General features: G+C 56.6%; 15 protein-coding genes. 10 read left to right on the forward strand and 5 right to left on the reverse strand.

Annotated features, from left to right (window positions below):
- The first annotated feature begins 664 nt into the window (after positions 1-664).
- The 10 genes from AC2FIM_RS07785 to AC2FIM_RS07830 all read left to right on the forward strand — a co-directional run bounded on the left by AC2FIM_RS07785 (position 665) and on the right by AC2FIM_RS07830 (position 12,279).
- The gene (locus tag AC2FIM_RS07785; RefSeq protein ID WP_282027187.1) at positions 665-2,557 is read left to right on the forward strand and encodes a polysaccharide biosynthesis protein; all 1,893 of its coding nucleotides are present in this window, start codon (positions 665-667) and stop codon (positions 2,555-2,557) included.
- 84 nt (positions 2,558-2,641) lie between these two features.
- Entirely contained in the window at positions 2,642-3,064 is a 423-nt protein-coding gene (locus tag AC2FIM_RS07790) for a GtrA family protein (protein WP_271948803.1), read from the forward strand.
- A 1-nt stretch (position 3,065) separates the two neighbouring features.
- Complete coding sequence (locus AC2FIM_RS07795; protein WP_281995075.1) at positions 3,066-4,700, forward strand: glycosyltransferase family protein; 1,635 nt, start codon at positions 3,066-3,068, stop codon at positions 4,698-4,700.
- 96 nt (positions 4,701-4,796) lie between these two features.
- A complete protein-coding gene (gene rfbF, locus AC2FIM_RS07800; RefSeq protein WP_142636222.1) occupies positions 4,797-5,606 on the forward strand; it encodes a glucose-1-phosphate cytidylyltransferase in 810 nt (269 codons plus the stop codon).
- Between the two features lie 8 nt (positions 5,607-5,614).
- Entirely contained in the window at positions 5,615-6,748 is a 1,134-nt protein-coding gene (gene rfbG, locus AC2FIM_RS07805; RefSeq protein WP_271948809.1) for a CDP-glucose 4,6-dehydratase, read from the forward strand.
- A gap of 24 nt (positions 6,749-6,772) precedes the next feature.
- A complete protein-coding gene (locus AC2FIM_RS07810) occupies positions 6,773-7,975 on the forward strand; it encodes a DegT/DnrJ/EryC1/StrS family aminotransferase (RefSeq protein ID WP_142636227.1) in 1,203 nt (400 codons plus the stop codon).
- A complete protein-coding gene (locus AC2FIM_RS07815) occupies positions 7,975-9,219 on the forward strand; it encodes a methyltransferase domain-containing protein (RefSeq protein ID WP_496677139.1) in 1,245 nt (414 codons plus the stop codon). The genes AC2FIM_RS07810 and AC2FIM_RS07815 overlap by 1 nt, the downstream gene beginning before the upstream one ends.
- A gap of 10 nt (positions 9,220-9,229) precedes the next feature.
- On the forward strand, positions 9,230-10,177 hold the full coding sequence (locus tag AC2FIM_RS07820) for an NAD-dependent epimerase/dehydratase family protein (RefSeq protein WP_496677136.1): 948 nt from the start codon (positions 9,230-9,232) through the stop codon (positions 10,175-10,177).
- Complete coding sequence (locus tag AC2FIM_RS07825) at positions 10,138-11,157, forward strand: glycosyltransferase family 2 protein (RefSeq protein WP_185956666.1); 1,020 nt, start codon at positions 10,138-10,140, stop codon at positions 11,155-11,157. Before AC2FIM_RS07820 ends, AC2FIM_RS07825 begins: the two co-directional genes overlap by 40 nt.
- A 3-nt stretch (positions 11,158-11,160) precedes the next feature.
- A complete protein-coding gene (locus AC2FIM_RS07830) occupies positions 11,161-12,279 on the forward strand; it encodes a glycosyltransferase family 4 protein (RefSeq protein ID WP_271948817.1) in 1,119 nt (372 codons plus the stop codon).
- Here AC2FIM_RS07830 and AC2FIM_RS07835 read toward each other — a convergent pair.
- From AC2FIM_RS07835 to AC2FIM_RS07855, 5 genes are all read right to left on the reverse strand, one after another.
- Positions 12,254-12,910 (reverse strand): HAD family hydrolase, encoded by a 657-nt coding sequence (locus tag AC2FIM_RS07835; protein WP_271948819.1) that lies wholly within the window; start codon positions 12,908-12,910, stop codon positions 12,254-12,256. The two genes, AC2FIM_RS07830 and AC2FIM_RS07835, sit on opposite strands and share 26 nt — an antisense overlap.
- Positions 12,910-13,881, reverse strand: coding sequence for an ATP-grasp domain-containing protein (locus AC2FIM_RS07840; protein WP_221929479.1), 972 nt, complete (start codon positions 13,879-13,881; stop codon positions 12,910-12,912). The genes AC2FIM_RS07835 and AC2FIM_RS07840 overlap by 1 nt, the downstream gene beginning before the upstream one ends.
- 155 nt (positions 13,882-14,036) lie before the next feature.
- Positions 14,037-17,411 (reverse strand): error-prone DNA polymerase, encoded by a 3,375-nt coding sequence (locus AC2FIM_RS07845; RefSeq protein ID WP_142636238.1) that lies wholly within the window; start codon positions 17,409-17,411, stop codon positions 14,037-14,039.
- Positions 17,408-18,886: a Y-family DNA polymerase gene (locus tag AC2FIM_RS07850; RefSeq protein WP_142636239.1), complete on the reverse strand. Its 1,479-nt coding sequence runs from the start codon at positions 18,884-18,886 to the stop codon at positions 17,408-17,410. The genes AC2FIM_RS07845 and AC2FIM_RS07850 overlap by 4 nt, the downstream gene beginning before the upstream one ends.
- A gap of 258 nt (positions 18,887-19,144) precedes the next feature.
- Positions 19,145-20,251 carry a transporter substrate-binding domain-containing protein gene (locus AC2FIM_RS07855; RefSeq protein WP_142636241.1) on the reverse strand — a complete coding sequence of 369 codons (1,107 nt, stop codon included), beginning with the start codon at positions 20,249-20,251 and terminating at the stop codon, positions 19,145-19,147.
- Positions 20,252-20,256: the final 5 nt, after the last annotated feature.

Genomic DNA, 20,256 nt, shown 5'->3' on the forward strand with positions numbered 1-20,256 from the left:
GTGAGATTAGCATTTCCATTGTTTACGCTAGGTCAATCGGCGCTCAAGTCAGCCGAAACAAGGAGGAAATTCTGCAACCCTCAGCAAAATATCAGTCAAAGAGTACTTCAGGAAACGCTGCATTTCGTTAATGAAGTGTGAAGAAATTACTTTTGAGGGCGCGGAAACGTATGTTAGCGTTGAAGGAGATTGAAGAAATTGCGCTAACCGGCGAACCAGAGGAACAATTTTGTTACTTGCGTGAATTATTATTATTAACGAGTGAAGTGAGTGTGTTCAACTTGGGCGATTGAGACCAGCTCAAGTGAAGGGGGCAAAACAAAGATACGGGTACAAGGCTTTCGGTTGATCATCTGATCGCGGGCCTTTGGTTTATATAGGACAGCTGCAAGCGGTCTGTGAGTGATCAGTTGGGAGCTGTGGCAATGTTTTGATGCTGCAGGATCCTGTTGGGTAACGATGTACGAGTAATTCTCGACCGGAATTGAGCCGGTGATGAGATAAAGGGGTGAGGTAAATGGTTTCGGGTTTTCATTGCTGGCAAACGCAGATTGTTAGTGAGTTGCGTGCCAATCATCGATTAGTCTTTGGAGACATTGTTGCTTCGTCTTTCTCAGCCGTAGTGGCAATAAATCTTGCGAATGGTGGAACGGTAGCGCAACAGATGGCGCCAGCCATGTTCCCGCTGATGCTCTTGTCCAGCCTGATTGGACTGGCGGTTTTCCCGCTTGCGGGCATGTACCGGCGCCACACACGCTCGACATCACTGCGAGACATTCGTCTGATCCTGCGGGGATCGACAATGTTGGTCCTGTGCCTCATGGCTGCCAGTGCAGTTTTCGAAGTGACCAAGGCTGTACCCTTCGCTGCCTTCATTATTCAGCTTGGCTTGATGATCCTACTGCTCAGTGCCCTGCGTGTAGTTGCCCGTAGCCGTGAGCTGAATCGCCAGAATGCGCGGTTGATGGCCGAACATCAGGACAAGGTTCCGGTGCTTTTGGTTGGTACAGGTGCAAGTTGTGATCTGTTTGTCAGGTCTTTGCGGAATACGCACTCCAAGTATCAGCCGGTGGGCATTATTGACGATGCGCGCAATACCATGGGGCTGTATTTCCACGATGTTCAGATTATCGGATCTCTTCTGGATGCCGATCGCGTGGTCGAGCGGCTTAAAACCTGGGATCATTTGCCCAGACGCTTGTTCCTGACCGAACCGATCACGCATTTTGAAAGTGATGGCATCCGCAAGCTGACCAGCTGGTGTGAATCCAACGGTATCGCTGTCTCACGCGTGCCGGGTCTTGGGGAAGAAGGCCAGGATGCCGCCAATGGTTGTATTATCAACCCGGAAGAAATTCTCGAGCGGCCACAAAAAGCTGTCGAACGCTCGATGTTGCGCGAGATGTTCCGTGGGCGCCGCGTATTGGTGACCGGTGCAGGTGGTTCGATCGGTAGCGAACTGGCACGTCAGATTGCCTCTTTCGATCCGGCGGAACTGGTGATGATCGACCATTGCGAGTTCAACGCCTATTCCATCGACATGGATTTGTCGCAGAACTTTCCAGATGTTCCCCGGCGGATGTATATCGCAAGCATTCGCAATGCGTCGCGTGTGAATGACATCTTTGAACGTCATCGCCCCGAGCTGGTATTCAATGCCGCTGCGCTGAAGCATGTTCCGATGGTTGAGATGAATCCTTGCGAGGGCGTTTTGACCAATGTGATCGGAACCCGTAACGTCGCGGATGCAGCCCGGAACTATGGTGCCATCGCTATGGTGCAGGTTTCCACGGACAAGGCTGTAAACACCACCAATGTGATGGGTGCAACCAAGCGCGTTGCTGAGTTCTACGTTCAGGCACAGGACCGTGTAACCAACGGAACCGAGGAAGAAACCCGGTTCTTCTCGGTACGGTTTGGCAATGTTCTGGGGTCGTCGGGCTCGCTGATCCCGCTGTTTCAACGTCAAATCTCGAACGGTGGTCCGCTGACCGTGACTGATCCCCGGATGGAACGGTACTTCATGACCATCCGTGAGGCCGTGCAACTGACTCTGGTTGCGGCCGCCAGCGGGTTGAAAATGGAAAGCAGCCACGGAGAGATTTTCGTTCTGGATATGGGTCGGCCGGTCAAGATCGTGGATTTGGCCGAACGGATGATCCGCCTTGCCGGGCTAAAGCCTTATGAGGATATCGACATCGAATTCATTGGTATTCGTCCAGGCGAAAAGCTGTTCGAGGAATTGTTTGATGCGTCTGAGAAACGCCACGAATGCGGCATTCCGGGCGTCGGGTCCGCACGGCCCGAGGGTATTCCTGTCGCCCGCCTGCGCGCCATGATCCGGAAACTGGAACAGGCTGCGGCAGAAGGTGACGAACTGGCAGCCAAGCGCCTGCTGAAAGAGCTCGTGCCAGGGTATGGTGCAAATGGCCTGCGTCCGGTTCCGATCTCGGAATTTTCATCCAAGCCCATTTTCAAAAGCGCTGGCACAAACGCAGCAAATGCGGTCAGTCAGTCTGAAGGAGAAAACCCGGAACTGCTGCCCGCTGGCAGCTGATTTAGCATTGTTTTTTCTGGTGTCGGTTATTTTGCCGAATTTGGTTTCTGTGTTTAATATTTCCGCCGAAAGGGCCAACATTTGATGGCGAGGCTTAATACACGCTCGGCTTTAGCGCCGTCAGAGGAACGTGCGCAGGTGGTACGGTTTCTCTGGGCCGGCCTGATCAACACGGCGTTTGGCTATAGCGTGTTTGCACTTTTGATTTTTGCGGGCATGCATCCACAGCTTGCGCTTCTGCTTCAGTTTATTTTGGGTGTGATCTGGAATTTTTGTATCCACGCCCGGTTTGTCTTTGGCGTGCAGGGATACCGCCGTTTCCCGCTATATGCGATGTCTTATGTCGTGCTGTATTTTGTGAATGCGCTGCTTTTGCGCGGTTTGATGCAGGTTGGGCTTGATCCCTATCTGGCACAGGCGGTCGCATTGGGGCCCGTTGTCATATTGTCTTACCTCATGATTTCGCGTGCGCTTGGCCGGGGTCAGGCGATGGATCGGAGGGGCTGAGATGAGCGATGCGAGAATATCAAGCTTTAAGGGCACCACCCCGTCAAGTACGCGCATGGGTGCTATGCTTGGGATCGTGACCGCTGGTCTGGGGCTTGTGTTGCTGATTGCCGGTTTGTTCGGCCGCCTGATGACCTATGATCTGCGCCGGGATGAGCTGATGTTCGTCCCTCCGGCGCGTTTGCTCGGAGAGTGGGAGCTTTATTCGGACTTCTTCTACAATCACGTCCCTTATTCGGCGTGGTATTACCTTGGGTCCGGCATTCTGTTCGATGAGTTCGGCCTGTTGGGGTCCGCTCGGATCGGCCTGTTTCTGGCCTGGCTTGGATTGATCGCGGCGACTGGCTGGGTAACGCTGCGCTTGTCGGGATCACCGGTTCTCGCTGTCTTTTCAATTATCGGCATTGTGACATGCGAGCTGTTTCTGACCGGTGCCGGTATGGCCGCAACCAACAATCTGTTGCCACTGCCATTTGCGGTCATCGGGCTTGGCCTGTTTTTGATTGAGACGTCAAAGCCCGCGCCGCGATTTTTGACGCTGGTCCTATCGGGCGTCGCATTGTCTATTGCGGCGGGGATGAAGGTCAGTGCGGTACTGTTTATTCCGCCGATTGCTCTTGCCGCATTCTTGTTGCCTGCGGATGTTTCGATGGCACGACGACTGAAAGCCGTGGTCCTGCCGCTGCTGATCGGAGGGCTGATCGGGGCCTTGCCCCTGTTTGCCTTCCTGCTCGCTGATCCGGGCGTCTTTCTGGCGCATGTCTTGGGGTTTCACACTGGACCACATGTCGCCTATTGGGAGGCCAACGCCGCAACAGAACCGGGGCTGGCCCTGAGATTGTCGGGCAAGTTGATGCTGGCCCATTCGGCATGGGTGGCCGGAGTGGGCCTGGTGATGGTTATGGCCATTCTGTCCGTGCTTTGGATTATCCTGCGTGGTGGTGCGCGTGTCGACGAAATGCAGCCCTCGCAACTGCGGCATGGTGGTGTTGTTCTGGCGATCATTATCCTGACTGCCTCAATGGCTTTTGTCCCAACGCCCGGTTTTCCGCAATATTATATCCAGCCTCTGGTCTGTCTGCCTCTGCTGCTCGCGGTTCTGTTTCGTCGGCTTGACCCGCCACGGCGGCACGAGGCAGTGCCTGTGCTTGCGGCAGGTATTGTCTTGATGGTCATCCTGGGACTCCCGCGTATCGGGATGGGCCTGGTCTCGCTGACAGAGCCTTCGAAGTTCACCTCGGCCCGTTTTGCCGGTTCCGGTGCTGTCCTTCGGGATGCGGTGGCAGGCAGTGCACTGCCTGATGGTCCGGTCGCGACTTTGCTGCCGATCTATCCGCTTGAGGCGGGCCTGAGCGTTTATCCAGAATTTGCAACGGGGCCATTCGCTTACCGAATTGCACCCTTCACGGACCCGGAACTTGCCGGCAAATACGTGATGGCAGGCGCCGAAGACTTACCGGCTCTGTTTGCAGATAACCCGCCTTCGGCTTTCCTGCTTGGATACGATTCCGTTCTGGAAGCCCCATTGTTGAGCTATGCGCGGGCAAACAACTACCGCCCGGTCGAATTATCAGGTCTGAACAACCGCTACGGCCAAGGTGTGGTATACTTGAAAGCTGCAGGGGCTGAACAATGACCAGTGCCTGCGCGACTCAACCTGCCTATATTTTTCCTGGGCGGGCCCATTCACATGACCATCAATTCTATTGATCGAATAAAGGAAGGATAGACAATGAAAACGGTACTTCTGGCTGGTGGACTAGGCTCGCGTCTGGCCGAAGAAACGGTTTCCATTCCCAAGCCCATGGTTGAAGTGGGCGGGCGTCCGATCATCGCACGCGTGATGGATATCTACAGCCATTTCGGGCATCGTGATTTTGTTGTGGCTGCCGGGTACAAAGCATTGCTGCTGAAGCAGTTCTTTGCCAATTATCACCTGATCGCCAACAATATATCGGTATCGCTGGACACTGGGGAATTGCAACTGGTCCCTTCTGCTCCGGGCGGGTGGAATGTGTCAGTGGTAGACACCGGTGCGCATACCATGACCAGTGGTCGTATCCGTCGGCTCAAGGATTGGCTGACTCCTGATGAGCCGTTCATGTGCACCTATTCGGACGGCGTAGGAAATATCGACATCAATGCACTGATTGATTTCCACAAATCACATGGCAAGCTGGCGACCGTAACTGCGGTTCAGCCCCCGGCGCGGTTTGGTAACATCGAGCTCAAGGGCGACAGGGTTGACGCCTTCACAGAAAAGGTCCGCAATCGCGAAACCTGGATCAATGGCGGCTTCTTCGTCTTCGAGCCGGGCGTCTTGGACTATATGGTTGATGACAATGAGCCGCTGGAGCAGACCCCGCTGACCCAGATGGCCCGCGACGGAGAGCTGATGGCCTATCGCCACGATGGGTTCTGGCATCCGATGGACACTCTGCGCGACAGGAATACGCTGGACGGTCTATGCGAAGGTGAAACGCCGCCCTGGCTTAATTTCAACGAAGGTTCGGGCAAGAGCTACCCAGCTCTGGCGATATGAGGTGAACCGTGAGCGGGCAGGTCAATTCTCAGTTTGATGGCGTTTTTGCCGGCCGCCGTGTTCTTGTGACCGGGCATACCGGATTCAAGGGCGGGTGGATTTGTGCATGGCTGAGGCGTCTGGGGGCAGAGGTGACAGGCTTGTCACTGCCTCCCGAACAGGGGCATTCATTCTTTGATGCCTGTTCTGTTGACGGGCTGACCGACAGCCGGATTGCGGATATCCGCAATCGTCAGGCGGTGCTGGATACACTGTCAGGGGTGGACGCTGAAATCGTGTTCCACATGGCCGCCCAACCCTTGGTGCGCCGGTCTTACAGGGATCCTGCCGAAACCTTTGCGACCAATGTATCTGGAACGGCCCATGTTCTGGATGCCGCTTTGGGGATGCGCTCACTGAAGGCGGTGGTCGTTGTCACCAGTGACAAGTGTTACGACAACAAGGAATGGACTTGGGGTTATCGCGAAAACGATCCGATGGGCGGCAGGGACCCGTATAGCGCCTCGAAAGGCTGTACCGAGCTTGTGGCGCAATCTTATGGTCATTCCTTCTTTTCATCAGCGGATGGGCCGCAACTGGCAACAGTCCGGGCCGGGAATGTGTTCGGAGGGGGCGACTGGGGCGAAGATCGGCTTATCCCCGACGTGATCCGCGCATCCGAGGCGGGCGAACCGGTGGTGATCCGCAACCCGCTCAGCGTGCGCCCCTGGCAGCATGTTCTTGAACCGCTGTCGGGCTATCTGGCCTTGGCCGCGCGAATGTATCGGGATGGGCAGAGCTTTGCTGGCGCCTGGAATTTTGGCCCTGATGTGTCGGGGACGGTGGATGTCCGGCAGTTGGCAACCTTGATGCAGGATGCCTGGGGCGACGGAGCGCCACAGTTTTCGATGGCGTCTGCTGAACAGACATCTGCCGCGCCGCATGAGGCAGGTATTCTTCGACTGGACAGCACTAAGGCGCAAACGGGATTGGGTTGGCGTCCGCAACTGACATTGCCCGAAGCCGTTCGCCTGACAGTAGACTGGTACAAGGCCCATGCCGCCGGTGCGGAGATGGGTGGGATCACAAACAATCAGATCGGGTTCTACAGTGACCTGATGTCTTCACGGGATTTCGACCGGGCTCCGGTCGCCGCGCAATAGCGGGTTATTGAGGAGAAAAGAATAATGCGAGTGAATTACGGTCAAACCGTGCATGGCCAGGAAGAGATCGACGCGGTTGTCGAAGTTCTGAAAACGTCCACCCAGATGGGCCCCAAAGTGCGCGAGATGCAGGAAAAAGTGGCTGCTTTGTTTTCCAAACGCCACGGCATCATGGTGAACTCGGGGTCATCGGCGAACTATCTCGCGGTCGAGATTCTGGACTTGCCAAAGGGCAGCGAAGTTATCACTCCGGCCCTGACTTTTGCCACGACGGTTGCTCCGCTTGTCCGTCAGGGCCTGATCCCGACCTTTGTGGATGCCGCGGTCGGGACCTATAATATCGACGTAGACGCGATCGAACGCATGATCACGCCAAATACATCTGCTGTCATGATTCCGTCACTTATCGGAAACCTGCCAGATTGGCGCCGTATCCGCGAGCTGGCCGATGCGCATGGTCTGAAGGTGATTGAAGACAGCGCTGACACGCTGGGCGCAACCATCGACGGTACAAGCACGGGCGTCTATTCCGACGTCTCTACCACCAGCTTTTACGGCAGCCACGTCATCAATGGCGCCGGGAATGGTGGCATGTTGTGCGTGAATGACGAAGAGCTTGGCCGCAAGGCGCTTTTGCTGAGGTCCTGGGGGCGGTCGTCCTCGCTGTTTGTGGAATCCGAGGCCATCGAGAATCGGTTCAACGTCAAACTGGACGGGATCGAGTATGATGCCAAATTTCTGTTCGAGGATCTTGGCTATAACGTTGAACCTTCGGAAATCAGCGCGGCATTCGGGTTGGTGCAGCTGAGCAAACTGGACAACAACATCCGCGTGCGCGAAGAGGCCTTCGCTGCTCATCGCGCCTTTTTTGCCCGCTATGAAGACTGGTTCATCCTGCCTGAACAACTGCCGAACTCGCGCACCGGGTGGCTGGCCTTCCCGCTGACATTGCGCGAAGGTGCCCCATTCACGCGGCGCGAGATGCAGATATTCCTTGAGACTTCAGACATTCAAACGCGGCCTGTCTTTACCGGAAACATTCTGCGTCAGCCTGCCATGAAGCAAGTAGAATACCGAGCAGATCCCGCGGGCTATCCCAATTCCGATGCGGTTATGCGCGGGGGTATTCTGCTGGCTTGTCACCATGGTCTGATACAGGCGCAAATCGATTATATGCATGCAAAATTTGAAGAATTTGCATTGAAATTCCAAGGAGCACTGGTCTGATGAACGATCAAAGCATCAATACGTCTGTTCGCACGACCTGCCGGACCTGCCGGTCTACCAACCTTATGCTTGTGCTGCCGATGGGTGATCACCCGCCCGCCAATATGTTCGCACGGCCCGAGCAAAAGGATGTTCCTCAACCGGCTTTCCCGCTGAATACTCAGGCCTGTCTGGATTGTGGCTTGATCCAGGTTGCAGATCAGGTGCCTGCTGATTTCTTTACGGACTATCTTTATGTCCCGTCCGGTGCGGCAACAATGCATACGCATTTCGCCGAACTCGCCTCGGTCGCGGTAGAGCGTGCGCAAGGTGGGCTGATCATTGATATCGGTTGTAATGACGGGCTGATGCTGTCCCATGCCAACGATCAGGGCGGGCGCACATTGGGCATCGACCCGGCGGCCAACCTTGCCAAGATTGCCGGCGAACGGGGCGTTCGGGTCCATGTGGACTTTTTCAACCGCGCCACCGCGCAGCAGATTCGTGAAACCGAAGGGCCGGCCAGCGTCATCACGACGACCAATACCTTCAACCATATAGACGATCTGCACGGCTTTACCGAAGGTGTTCTGGACCTGTTGACAGATGACGGCGTCTTCATCATCGAAGTGCCTTGGGGCAAGATGATCCTCGAGACCAACGAGTTCGACAATGTTTATCACGAACATGTCTCTGAACTGAGCCTTCTGTCCGTCGTCAAACTGGGCCAGTCCGTTGGGCTCGATGTAGTGGATGTCACAAAACTGCCGGTTCATGGCGGTTCGATGCGCGTGTTCATGCAACCCGCCGCGCTGAACAAAACCCCGGCGCCGATTGTTGCTGATATGCTGGCTGACGAAGATGCCGCGGGCATGACCAACAAAGAGGCATACGAAGCATTTGCCGAGCGTGTTCACGCGATGCAGGAAAGCCTTGTTTCCATGCTGGCCGAGCTTAAGGCATCTGGCAAAACGATTGCTGGCTACGGTGCGCCCGCTAAGGGTAATACGCTGTTGAACTACTTTGATATCGGCACGGAAACTCTGGATTTTCTGGTTGACCGGAACACGTTGAAACAGGGCCTGTATTCGCCGGGCAAGCTTATTCCTGTATTGGCCCCCGAAGCGGTCATGGAACGCAAACCTGATTACCTGTTGGTTTTGGCCTGGAACTTCTTTGACGAAATCCGCGAGCAGATGGCTGATTTCGAAGCCGCTGGCGGCAAGTTCATCGTGCCTTTGCCAATGCCAGTAGTTATTCCCTGAAGGGAAAACAATGACGCGCGTACTGATCACCGGAGCCAGCGGATTCATCGGCTCTCATCTGGCTCGGGCCTGTTTGGCCCGGGGCGATGAGGTCGCTGTGCTTACGCGGCCGGATTCCTCTCTGGACCGTTTGCAAGATGTTTCGGGAATCCGCGTTTTCACTGATGGTTATTCGGATGTTGCCGCGATCAAACGCGTCGCGAATGCGTTCCGACCCGAGGTAGTTTTGCATACCGCCGCGCAGACAAAATTTGCCGAGACTGATGACCTGGCAGATCTGAATGCCAGTATTTTGCAAAATCTCTCGACGCTGGTTGCGATCCTGTCGGCTTTGGCCATCTGTGATCAGCCGCCCGATGCGTTTGTGCGCACAGGATCCATTGCGGAATATGGTGATATCAAGCTGCCCTATGTCGAAACTTCGCGAGAGAACCCGCGAAGTTCCTATGGTGCGTCTCTGGTGGCCGGAACGCAATATATTGAAATGGCTCAGCCCCGGCTGCCGTTCAAGGCTGTTACGGCTCGGTTGGCGCTGACCTATGGTCCCGGACAGTCAGAAGATTTCTTCATACCCCATGCCATTGGCCGCCTGTTGCGGAAAGCCCCGGTTTTCCTTCATCGTCCACATGATCGGCGTGATCTGATACATATTGACGACATAGTCGAAGCGCTGCTTTTGATTGCTGACGCGCCGGACAAGGCGGGGTCGGTCATCAATGTTGTCACTGGCGATGCTCCGGATATGGCAGCAGTCGCAGGAGAGTTGCAGGTGTTGACCGGAGCAGCTCTGGATTTGGTTTACTCTGCGCCGCCGAAGGATGACCCGGTATTGTTGGTTTCGGATCCTTCACAGATGGCGGAACGTTATGGCTGGTCGGCAAAAATCGCTTTGCGTGAAGGCCTTGAAAGGACGGTTCAATGGACAAAACAGTCACAACAAGCGGAGATGAACGCGTGACTTTGGTTTCAATCCTGATCCCCGCTTTGAACGAAGAAGATAACGTTCGCACGGCCTATGAACGTGTGACCAAGGTGTTTGACGATCTGCCCTCTTATGAGCCCGAGATCATTTTCACTGACAACCATTCCACGGATCGTACATTTGAAATCCTGTCGGATATTGCTGCTGCTGATCCCCGTGTCCGGGTTATCCGGTTTGCCCGCAATATGGGATATCAGTCATCAGTTCTGACCGCCTATCGATCCGCAAACGGGGCGTGTTCGATCCAACTGGATTGCGACATGCAGGACCCGCCCGAACTGATCCCGCAGATGCTGGATACCTGGCGGCAGGGATATCACGTGGTTTACGGCATTCGCCGTAGCCTGCCGGACGGACCTATCGTCGCTGCCGCGCGGCGCGGCTTTTATGCGTTGATCGACATGATCAGCAATGATGATTTGCCGAGAAATGCGGGCGAGTTTCGGCTGACTGACCGGCGTATTCTGGACGAGTTGCGCCGGGTCGATGATCGCTCTCCTTATGTTCGCGGGTTAATCAGTGGGATGGGTTTCCGCCAGATCGGCTTTGAATATGATCGCAATGCGCGCACCGCTGGCGAGTCGAAATTTCCGTTTCGGGCCATGCTGTCGCTTGCTGTCGACGGGTTGATCAACCACTCGCTTCTGCCCTTGCGCCTTGCCTCGATGATCAGTCTGACGGTTGGCACAGGGACGTTTTTGCTGATGATCGGATATGTGATCGGCAAGCTGTTCTTTGGCCAGAACTGGCCGGGCGGTTTTGCCACGACCACCATCCTGTTGCTGCTGTCGATGACCTTGAATGCGATGTTCCTGGGAATAATGGGCGAATATATTGGGCGGATTTTCCTTCAGTCCAAAGACCTGAACCGGCCCATTGTCGAACAAGAGTTGAACCGTCCAGAAACTCTGGATCTGGTACAGCAAGCTGATCGTGTAAAAAGCGCCGCTGAGTGAAAAATGAAACTGTTATTGGTGCAAGCTGGGTTCGGAGCAGGCGGTGCGGAAAAGATCGCCGCAATGATCGCCGCGCATCGGATCTCGGCCGGGGATGAGGTTCACGTCGCCGGGATGGCGACAGAGGATTCTGGTTCCTATTTCGCCTATCCTGAGTGCGCGCATTTGCACATGATTCAGCCGCTAAAGATTTCGCGGCGACTGACGCAGGCACGGCGCTACTTGCATATTCGCAAGATCATCCGGGCTGTGCGTCCCGATCTGATCATCTCGTTTCTGACCAAGGTGAATGTGCTGACCATGTTGGCCGCGCGTGGAACCGGGGTGCCGGTTGTAATTTCCGAGCGGAACAATCCACTGGTCCAAAGCGGAAATCCCATGTGGCTGAAAGCGGTGAACAGGCTTGCGCGGGGGGCGTCCGGAATTGTCATGCAGACCGAACGTGCGCGTTTGGATTTGCCTGCGGACCTGATCCCAAAGGCCAGTGTAATCCCCAATCCATGTGCTCCGCTGGGGGGGATTCACATCGGGTCCGGACAGACCCGGCTTGTGGCTGTCGGGCGTTTGGATCGTCAAAAGGGGTTCGATATGCTGCTGCGGGCAATGCCCGAAGTGCTGCGCAACAACCCAGACATCCGGTTGACGATCTTTGGCGAGGGCCCCGAGCGCGGCGCCTTGGAACAGCAGATATCGGCGGCGAATTTGTCGGATATCGTGTCATTGCCCGGCGCCAGCCCAAAACCCGGAGACTGGATGCAAGACGCGGATATTCTGGTATTCCCCTCCCGCTTTGAAGGGTTTCCGAACGTGGTTGCCGAAGCCACGGTCACAGGTCTGCCGGTCATATCGTTCGATTGCGCCTATGGGCCACGGGAATTGATCCGCGACAGGGGAAACGGATTGCTTGTTCCGGCCGAGGATGTTGCCGGTCTGACCAAGGCGATTGTCAGCCTGTCAAAGGATGATGCCTTACTGCATAAAATGCGTCAGAATGCACGCCATAACAGGGAATGGCTGGAACCGCAGCACGTTCTGTCGGACTGGGATTCTTTGATTGCCAATGTGCAAATCGGAGTTGCTGCCAAAGCCGGCACGGCTAAAGGTCTGACAGAACTTCTGTAAGCTGGCCTAAGCTGGTGACCGTGGCATATGCGGCATGCTTAGAACTGGGTGGAATCGGATCATGCACAGCCCCGGGTCGGAGGATTTGAACGGTCCGCCAACCCCTTGCATTCGGAGTGATAAAATCCTTGGCCGGGTTGTCCGCGACATAGACCATTTTGCGGGGTTTTTTCGCGATCAACTCCATCTCTTCATAGGCGCGGGGATGCGGTTTCCCGTAGCCATCCGGCCAGGCGCCGGTCGGGCGGATATGCGCAATAAAGCGGTCCAGATCCAGCGCGGCGATCTTGTTGCGCTGCATCTTTTCGGGCCCGTCGGTGATCAACCCCATTGGCTGATCTGCGTTTGTCAAAAACCGCTCGGCATCCTTACATAGCGAAATACTGGGCGGGTGTGATCGGTATTTGGTGATCAGGTCCTGTATGAAAGCATCGGTCGCATCAAGGCCGGTCTGCGCGCAAGCCACATTGAATATGCGTCGTCTTTCCCCCGCATTGTACGCGGCCTGACACTGTTGTCCGAACCCTTCAGCGCCGGTTTTTTCGTGGACCCAACCGTTCAGCCAGTTATAGCCGCTAAAGGCAAAATCTCGCTCCAGATACAGGGTATCGTCCAGATCAAATACCAGCATCAGCCCTGATACACCGCACTGTCATATCGCATCATTTTCACACCATCGCGCCAGTTGTTATTGGCGGTTGACGGTAATTCGGCGACCTCTTCCAAAAGCCACTGTGCGAACTGTGCGCCCGCATGATCGGCCAGAGGGTAGCCACCCCCGAAACGCGCATTGATCTCAAGCACTGCGGGGCCATGTTCTGGATCGTCGATGATCTGAAAACAGGCGACTCCGCGCAGATCGGGCAGGGCCTGTGCAATGCCTTCGGCGATGGTTTGAAGATCATTGCGTCGCCTGGTTTCACCCTTTTCAACCTCACCGGCGCGAATTTGAATGCGCAGATGCGGGATCACAGTGCAGAGCTGACCCGAGGCATCTACAAACATGTTGATTGTGTATTCCGGTCCGTTCAGCTTGTCCTGAAAGATCATCGGTTCGGGGAATTCAGAGGGGACATCAGCGAGGGTTTCGAATACATCCAGCCCCCGGCTTGCACTGCCGCCACTTGGCTTTGCAAAGATGGGCCAACTGATGTCCTGTGGCCGCTCTAGCAATTCCTGATGATCCAATGTGCGCGGAACAGGAACCCCGGCTTCGGACAGTTTCTGGATTGTCAGGCGCTTGTCCCGGACAACCTCAATCACGTTCACCGGCGAGACATGGACTCGCGCGCCCAGATTGGCAAAGGCGGGCGCGGCCTGTGCCAGGGGCATCAGTTCCGGGTCGATTGTGGGGATCACCAAGCTGACTCCGTGTTGACGCACAATCTCGAGGATCGAGGTTGCATAGTCGGGGCTGTCACATCGCGGCACGGCGGCGGCGTGATCGGCAAGCGCGCAAGCCGCGCTTTCATCTGGGTTCAGGTCGCAGGCGATGATGGTCAGGTCAACATCCAGACGTTCCGCAGCCGCCCTGAAGCATTGCAGCAGGCCAACACGGCGACCCGCCGACGTAATAAGGATTGCCAGACATTTTCGCGCCATCGAAAACTCACCAATTCATAAACAATTATACGTGCTTAACCTAGCACAGGGTGTCTTGCCCTGTGAACGGGGTAGGGGTGAGTTTGCCTCAATATTGTTTTGAGTTGCGGCAATCCGACAGTGCGGACCCTGCCAGAGATATGCAGCAGTGCGGTTCAATGAAAATCCCGGCTTGGAAACAGCCGCTTTGCCTGATCCCGTGGGTGCATTGCCCTGGCAGGATAGCGGGATTTCTTCGGTGTATCATCAGTGCGGGACCCTTCGGTGCTTAGGACCTCTGGTTGCGGGTGCCCCAATTCGGAAAGCTTATGTGACATGTCCTGAACGTCCTGGGCGATCAGGTGCACGATAATCCCTTCACGCTGCAGATACCCTGTGATCCGCAGCAGGCGCCCGCCCATCACGGCCCGGCGGAAACGCTCATAAACCTTGGGCCAGACCACCACATTGCTGACCCCGGTTTCATCCTCTAGCGTCAGGAAAATTATACCCGACGCCGTGCCCGGCCGCTGACGGGTGATAACCAGACCACAAACGCTGTGCCGCCCCAGGGGCACCTCTAGCAAGGCGACATGTGTGGTCAGCCCTGGCAGAGAGGGGCGCAGCAGTTCCATCGGGTGGGCCCGCAGGGTCAGGCGGGTGGCAACATAATCCTCGACCACCTCTTCGCCCAGCTGCATGGCGGGCAGGTTGACCGGGGGTTCGTGAACCGTTTCCCCGTCAATCGGATCATTGAACAAGGGCAGAGGTTTGGGGCTTTGAATGGCTTTGACCTGCCAGAGTGCATCGCGCCGGGTCAGCCCCATATCGGAAAAAGCGTCTGCCTCGGCCAAGCGCGTCAGTACATCAGGCCGCAGCCCCGCACGCAGCCACAGCGCCTCTGGATCCTGATATCCATTGCCGCGGGCGGCCTCAATCCAGCCGGCGTCTTCTTCCCTGAACCCCTTGATCTGGCGGAATCCCAGCCGCAGCGCCAGCGCGCCATCGGGGCGGCGTTCCAGTATATTGTCCCACTCGGAATGATTGACGCAGATGGGGCGGATTTCGACCCCATGCTCGCGGGCGTCGCGCACGATCTGAGCGGGCGCGTAAAACCCCATGGGTTGAGAGTTCAAAAGCGCGCAGGCAAAGATCGCCGGGTGATGGCGTTTCAGCCAGGCGGAGACATAGGCAAGCATGGCAAAGGCCGCCGCATGGCTTTCCGGGAACCCGTAATCGGCAAAGCCTTCGATCTGGGAAAAACACTGCTCGGCCACTTTGATGTCATAGCCGTTGCCCAGCATCCCATTGATGAATTTATCCCGGAATGTGCCGATTGTGCCCATTCGCCGGAACGTAGCCAATGAGCGGCGCAGATGGTCGGCCTCTTCCGCCGTGAATCCGGCCCCGACCACGGCAATCTGCATGGCCTGTTCCTGAAACAGGGGGACGCCCAATGTGCGCGCTGTCACCTGTTCCAGTTCCGGGCCAAAGGGTTCGGGGTTTTCCAGCCCATTGCGTCGCCGGATATAGGGCTTCACCATATCCCCTTGAATGGGGCCAGGGCGCACAATAGCAACTTCGATTATCAGGTCATAAAGCTCGCGGGGGCGCATCCGGGGCAGGAAATTCATCTGCGCCCGACTTTCGACCTGAAAGACGCCGATCGCATCCGCCCGGCAGAGCATGTCATATGTGGCGGTGTCGTCCTGAGGCACCTTGGCGATGCTCAGGGTCTGGCCTTCATGCTGTTGCAGCAGGCTAAAGGATTTGCGCAGACAACTGAGCATACCAAGCCCCAGCACATCGACTTTCAGGATGTTCAGAGCATCAATGTCATCTTTGTCCCAGCAGATGACGGTGCGGTTTTCCATTGCGGCATTTTCAATCGGGCAAAGCTCGTCCAGGCGTCCTTTGGTGATCACAAAACCACCAACATGCTGGGACAGATGGCGGGGAAAGCCGATGATTTCGCCAATCAGATGAATGGTTTGCATGAGGCGCCGGTCGCTGAGGTCCAGCCCCAGCTCGCGAATACGGTCCAGATCAACGCCGCCATTGCTCATGCCCCAGATCTGGCTCGACAGCCCAGCGGTTACATCCTGCGACAGCCCCATGACCTTGCCCACCTCGCGAATGGCTGCACGGGTGCGGAAATGGATGACAGTTGCGCAAAGACCAGCACGTTCGCGGCCATATTTCTCGTAAATCCACTGGATCACCTCTTCACGCCGCTCATGCTCGAAATCGACATCAATATCCGGCGGCTCGCCCCGGTATCTGGATACGAACCGTTCAAAGACCATGGCGATCTGGTCGGGGCTGACATCCGTGATGCCCAAGAGGTAACAGAGCACCGAATTGGCCGCGGACCCGCGCCCCTGACACAGAATGCCCTGCGACCGGGCATATTGTACGATGTCATGTACAGTCAGGAAATAAGCGGGAAACTGCAGATCCGCGACCACCGCCAGTTCCTTGCGCATCAGCCCGACCACCGTGTCGGGCGGCCCTTCGGGGTACCGGCGCTGCAACCCTTCGTGTGCCAGACGTTCCAGACGCGTTTGCGGATGTTCCCCGCTTGCAATCTCATCGGGGTATTCATACGAAAGCTCCGCCAGATCAAAGCTGCACCTGTCGGCAATCTCCATCGTGCGCCGCAAGGCGCTGGGGTGATGGCGGAACAGCCGGACCAGATCCTGGCCGGATTTGAGGCGGCGTTCGGCATTGGGCAATGCGCGGGTGCCGATCTGATCAATCGTGATGTTTTCACGCATGCAGGTCAGGATATCGGCCAGTTGCTTGCGGTGGGCGCGGTGCATCAGCACATCCCCGACCGCCACCATGGGGGCGCAGCTTTTCTGCGCCAGTTGGGCGCATTCGGCCAGATAGGTCTGATCGCTGCCGTCATAGCGTGGCACTGCACCCAGAAAAACATGATTGGGAAATCGTCGCCGCACGGTTTGAATATCCGATGCGGCCTCTGACAGGGTGGTCTGGGGCAGGGCGATCAGGATCATGCCCTTGCAGGCCGTCAGCATGTCTTGCGTATAGAGCTCGCAATCACCCTTATCCGCACGCCGCTTGCCCAACGTCAGCAGGCGGGCCAAGCGTTTGTAGGCTGCCAGATCACAGGGCAACGCCACCCAATCTACCGCACTGTCGCGCAGCAGCAGCCGGCAGCCGGTAATCAGTTTAGGCAGAACAGTGCAGTCCGGTTTCGGAAGCGCCTGCCTGTGGCCAACCTCTTGCCGGGAAGAGGCATCAACACGATGTTCGGATCTGATTTGAAGGGGCTGTTTGGTCTGCCGCTTAAGCTCTCGCAGTGCCGACCATGCGCGCACAACCCCTGCCAATGAATTGTGATCCGTGATGGCTATTGCCGACAATCCCAGCTCGGCGGCGCGCAGGACGAGCTCTTCGGGGTGGGAGGCCCCGGTCAGAAAGGTGAAATTCGTGGTGACGCACAGTTCGGCATACCCCAGCCCCTGTGCATGGGGTTTTGGCATGTGGCGATGCAGGGCGTCTATCGGGCGGTTTGCGGCGATCATGCGAACTCTCCCTGTACAAACCAGCCCGGATTCTGAGGCGTGTAAAACAGCCAGAGCCTGCGCCCCTGCGTGGTTTCCACTCGCCAGTAATCCCGCAGACCGGACCGCCAGCTTTCATCCTGATGCCACCACTCGGGCGCGATGCGTTCGGGGCCCGTGGCATGGCCGGTTGTCAGGGACATACGTCTCCAGCGGAACCGCGCGGGCGGATGCGGGCCGGTTGCCGCAATAGGTTCGGGTGGAAACAGGTAGAGCGGGCGTGGGTTCAGGATGCTCCAGCCGCTGGAGGGGTTGGAATAGGCGGCGGCCGCGATGATGAAACTGTGTTCGGGAATATGGCTGTCCGCAGGTAGGAAACGCTGTATGTTTTCAAGCCCGACCCGGGTGCCCAGCCGGGTGATCAGGTCATCCAGCCGGCTCTTGCTGTGGTCCGACACATGGCTGATTTGTTGTACTGGCAGCGCTTCAACCCCGGTGGCCTCCAACCGCATTTGATCAATGCCAAAACCGGCATCTATTTCCCCCAAACCGCGTTCGAACAAAGACAGGATACGCTGAGGATCGCGCAGAGGTCGGGCCAGACGCAGTTCAACCTGCTGGCAGTCCTGGTCCACCCGACGCAATGTCATGCAAAGTTTCCGGGCGCCCATCTCTTGCGCCTTCAGCTTGGTGCAGAGCTGGGCCAACAGCCGTTCGGTACCAGCCATCACGTCCGACAGTAATCCGATGGAGTCCGGCAGGGTCATGCGCACCGCGTAATGGGGGGGATCGGACAGCGGCGTGATTGCTTCGGGTTGCGCGCCCAGAGCCTGATCCAGCCTGAGCAGCAGACCGGGACCAAAACGCCGTGTCAGCGGTGCGCGCGGTGCTGCCGCCAATGTACCAATTTTGCGCAGGCCCATGCGCTGTAAGGCGACCGAGGTCTTCTCATCCAGACGCAAGGCCGCCACCGGCAGCGACTTTAGGGCCGTCAGCATATTGCCAGAGGCTGCGACCCCCTCGTTATAACGGGCAAGCGCCCAAGCCGCACCGCGCGTATCCCCCAACCCGATCTGCACCCAGAGCCCTGCGCGCGCAAACCGTCCGCGCATATCAGCCAACATCGCCTCTTCGCCGCCAAAGAGATGGGCTGACCCGGTGACGTCAAGCACCAGCCCATCCTCGCCTTCCATCCCCACCCAGGGGCAATAGCGCGTTGCCCAGCGACGCAGGATGTGCAGGAAACGCATATCGGCCTGAGGATCGGCTGTGCAGCTTTGCAAAGCGGGGCAAAAGGCGCGCGCATCCGCATAGGACATGCCCTGATGCAGCCCCTGTTCCGCAGCCTGAGCGTTCAGGCAATAAATACGATTGGCATTCTGTTGTTTGAGCGTCAGGACAAAGGGCCCATTCACCAGGCGTCGACGCAGAACCCGGTCGCTTGCCAACCGAGGAAACCACAATGAAACGACGCGACGCTGCATTCCATCGAACATGCCAGATACCAATATGTTCTTGATTTGTTCTTTTTATGCTTCCGCTTTTACAGAGTCGAGTCTTTTGGATCAAACGCCGGCAGATAGTGCCACCGGGACCAAGTTGTTTCGGCTTCGAAGGGAAGGTCGGCCCTTTTAGGCATCAAACCGCGGCAGCCATTATTCGGACTCTCATTCCTGTCGCAAAAATCTTTGGATCTTGAAAAAAGACAGGGCCGGTCCAAAGACCGGCCCTGCGACTGTTCATATGTATCGGTATTAGTTTGACGCGGCGTTCAGCTTTTCGTTCTGTTCACGCAGCGTGTCCGAGATGATCGCGTACCATTCGCCGGATTCACGCATCTCGTTCAGGCCCTTGTTGACCATAGCGATGTATTCGCGTGCAAACGGGTTGGTGCGGTGCGCAAGGAAGCTCATCGAGGACAGCGTGGAAACATAGGGGTTTTCTACGATATCTTCCGAGGTCAGGCCCATGTCCTTCATGGTTGCAGCGAAAAGATCGACCTCGAACGCGGCCACATCGGCTGAGCCGGTCAAAACGGCATCCAGACACTCGCGGGCCGAGCTGGGGTGAACCAACGTCAGGTTATCGGAATTCAAGCCAACTTCTTCAAGTACAACCATGCTCCAGCCGTCCATACGACACAGGGTTGCACCTTTGAGGTCTTCGAAGGCCGTCGCTTGTGAGTATTCGCTTTCCGGCAGAGTGAAGAAACCGCCGACGATGTCATAGACCGGAACCGAAGCAACAAACTCGTTGCACCGGGATTCAGTCGCTGCAGACCACTCATAGGTGTGATTTGTACAATCTGGAACTGTCCAGGCGATCGAGATGTCGAATGCGCCGAGCGGCAAGAGAGTTTCCAAATGCGAAGTCCAGTCGTCGACAAAGCTGACCGAGAAATCACGGCTGTTGCCGGCACGCTGAAGACTTGTGGTCGCCAGGCGGGTCATGATCCCACCACCACTCAGACTTTCGGTCGTGAATGGCTCCCATCCGTTACCCGCTACCAGCTTGATTGGCGGGGCGTAGACGTTCGAACGTTTCACACTGGCCGCACGCTTTTCTTCTGCTGCGATCAGTTCCTGTGCTGACTGGCCATTCGGCAGACTACCGTCTTCACAGGGCAAGGACAGAACCAATCCAGGCGCCAGCGCGTTTGGGTTGGTGATGATGTTGCGGTTGGCGTTGAAGATCGGCTGATAGTTCGAGGTGCCATAAGCCGCGATGGCGATGGTCGCCATCGTGTCACCATCCGCGACGGTATAGTTGCTACAGGCTTCCTGTGCTGCGGCAGCTCCGGCGCTCAGGGCGGTGACGGCGGTGGCCGAAATCACGACTTTCTTCAGGTTAAATTTATACATGTCCA

The sequence above is a fragment of the Ruegeria sp. CDSC052 genome, assembly GCF_059610685.1.

Coding starts and splice junctions, on each gene's coding strand:
- AC2FIM_RS07810 (WP_142636227.1), top strand. CDS start 6,773: ATGCGAGTGAATTACGGTCAAACCGTGCATGGCCAGGAAGAGATCGAC.
- AC2FIM_RS07855 (WP_142636241.1), bottom strand. CDS start 20,251: ATGTATAAATTTAACCTGAAGAAAGTCGTGATTTCGGCCACCGCCGTC.
- AC2FIM_RS07845 (WP_142636238.1), bottom strand. CDS start 17,411: ATGATCGCCGCAAACCGCCCGATAGACGCCCTGCATCGCCACATGCCA.
- AC2FIM_RS07790 (WP_271948803.1), top strand. CDS start 2,642: ATGGCGAGGCTTAATACACGCTCGGCTTTAGCGCCGTCAGAGGAACGT.
- AC2FIM_RS07850 (WP_142636239.1), bottom strand. CDS start 18,886: ATGTTCGATGGAATGCAGCGTCGCGTCGTTTCATTGTGGTTTCCTCGG.
- AC2FIM_RS07795 (WP_281995075.1), top strand. CDS start 3,066: ATGAGCGATGCGAGAATATCAAGCTTTAAGGGCACCACCCCGTCAAGT.
- AC2FIM_RS07830 (WP_271948817.1), top strand. CDS start 11,161: ATGAAACTGTTATTGGTGCAAGCTGGGTTCGGAGCAGGCGGTGCGGAA.
- rfbF (WP_142636222.1), top strand. CDS start 4,797: ATGAAAACGGTACTTCTGGCTGGTGGACTAGGCTCGCGTCTGGCCGAA.
- AC2FIM_RS07835 (WP_271948819.1), bottom strand. CDS start 12,910: ATGCTGGTATTTGATCTGGACGATACCCTGTATCTGGAGCGAGATTTT.
- AC2FIM_RS07840 (WP_221929479.1), bottom strand. CDS start 13,881: ATGGCGCGAAAATGTCTGGCAATCCTTATTACGTCGGCGGGTCGCCGT.
- AC2FIM_RS07785 (WP_282027187.1), top strand. CDS start 665: ATGGCGCCAGCCATGTTCCCGCTGATGCTCTTGTCCAGCCTGATTGGA.
- AC2FIM_RS07815 (WP_496677139.1), top strand. CDS start 7,975: ATGAACGATCAAAGCATCAATACGTCTGTTCGCACGACCTGCCGGACC.
- AC2FIM_RS07820 (WP_496677136.1), top strand. CDS start 9,230: ATGACGCGCGTACTGATCACCGGAGCCAGCGGATTCATCGGCTCTCAT.
- AC2FIM_RS07825 (WP_185956666.1), top strand. CDS start 10,138: ATGGACAAAACAGTCACAACAAGCGGAGATGAACGCGTGACTTTGGTT.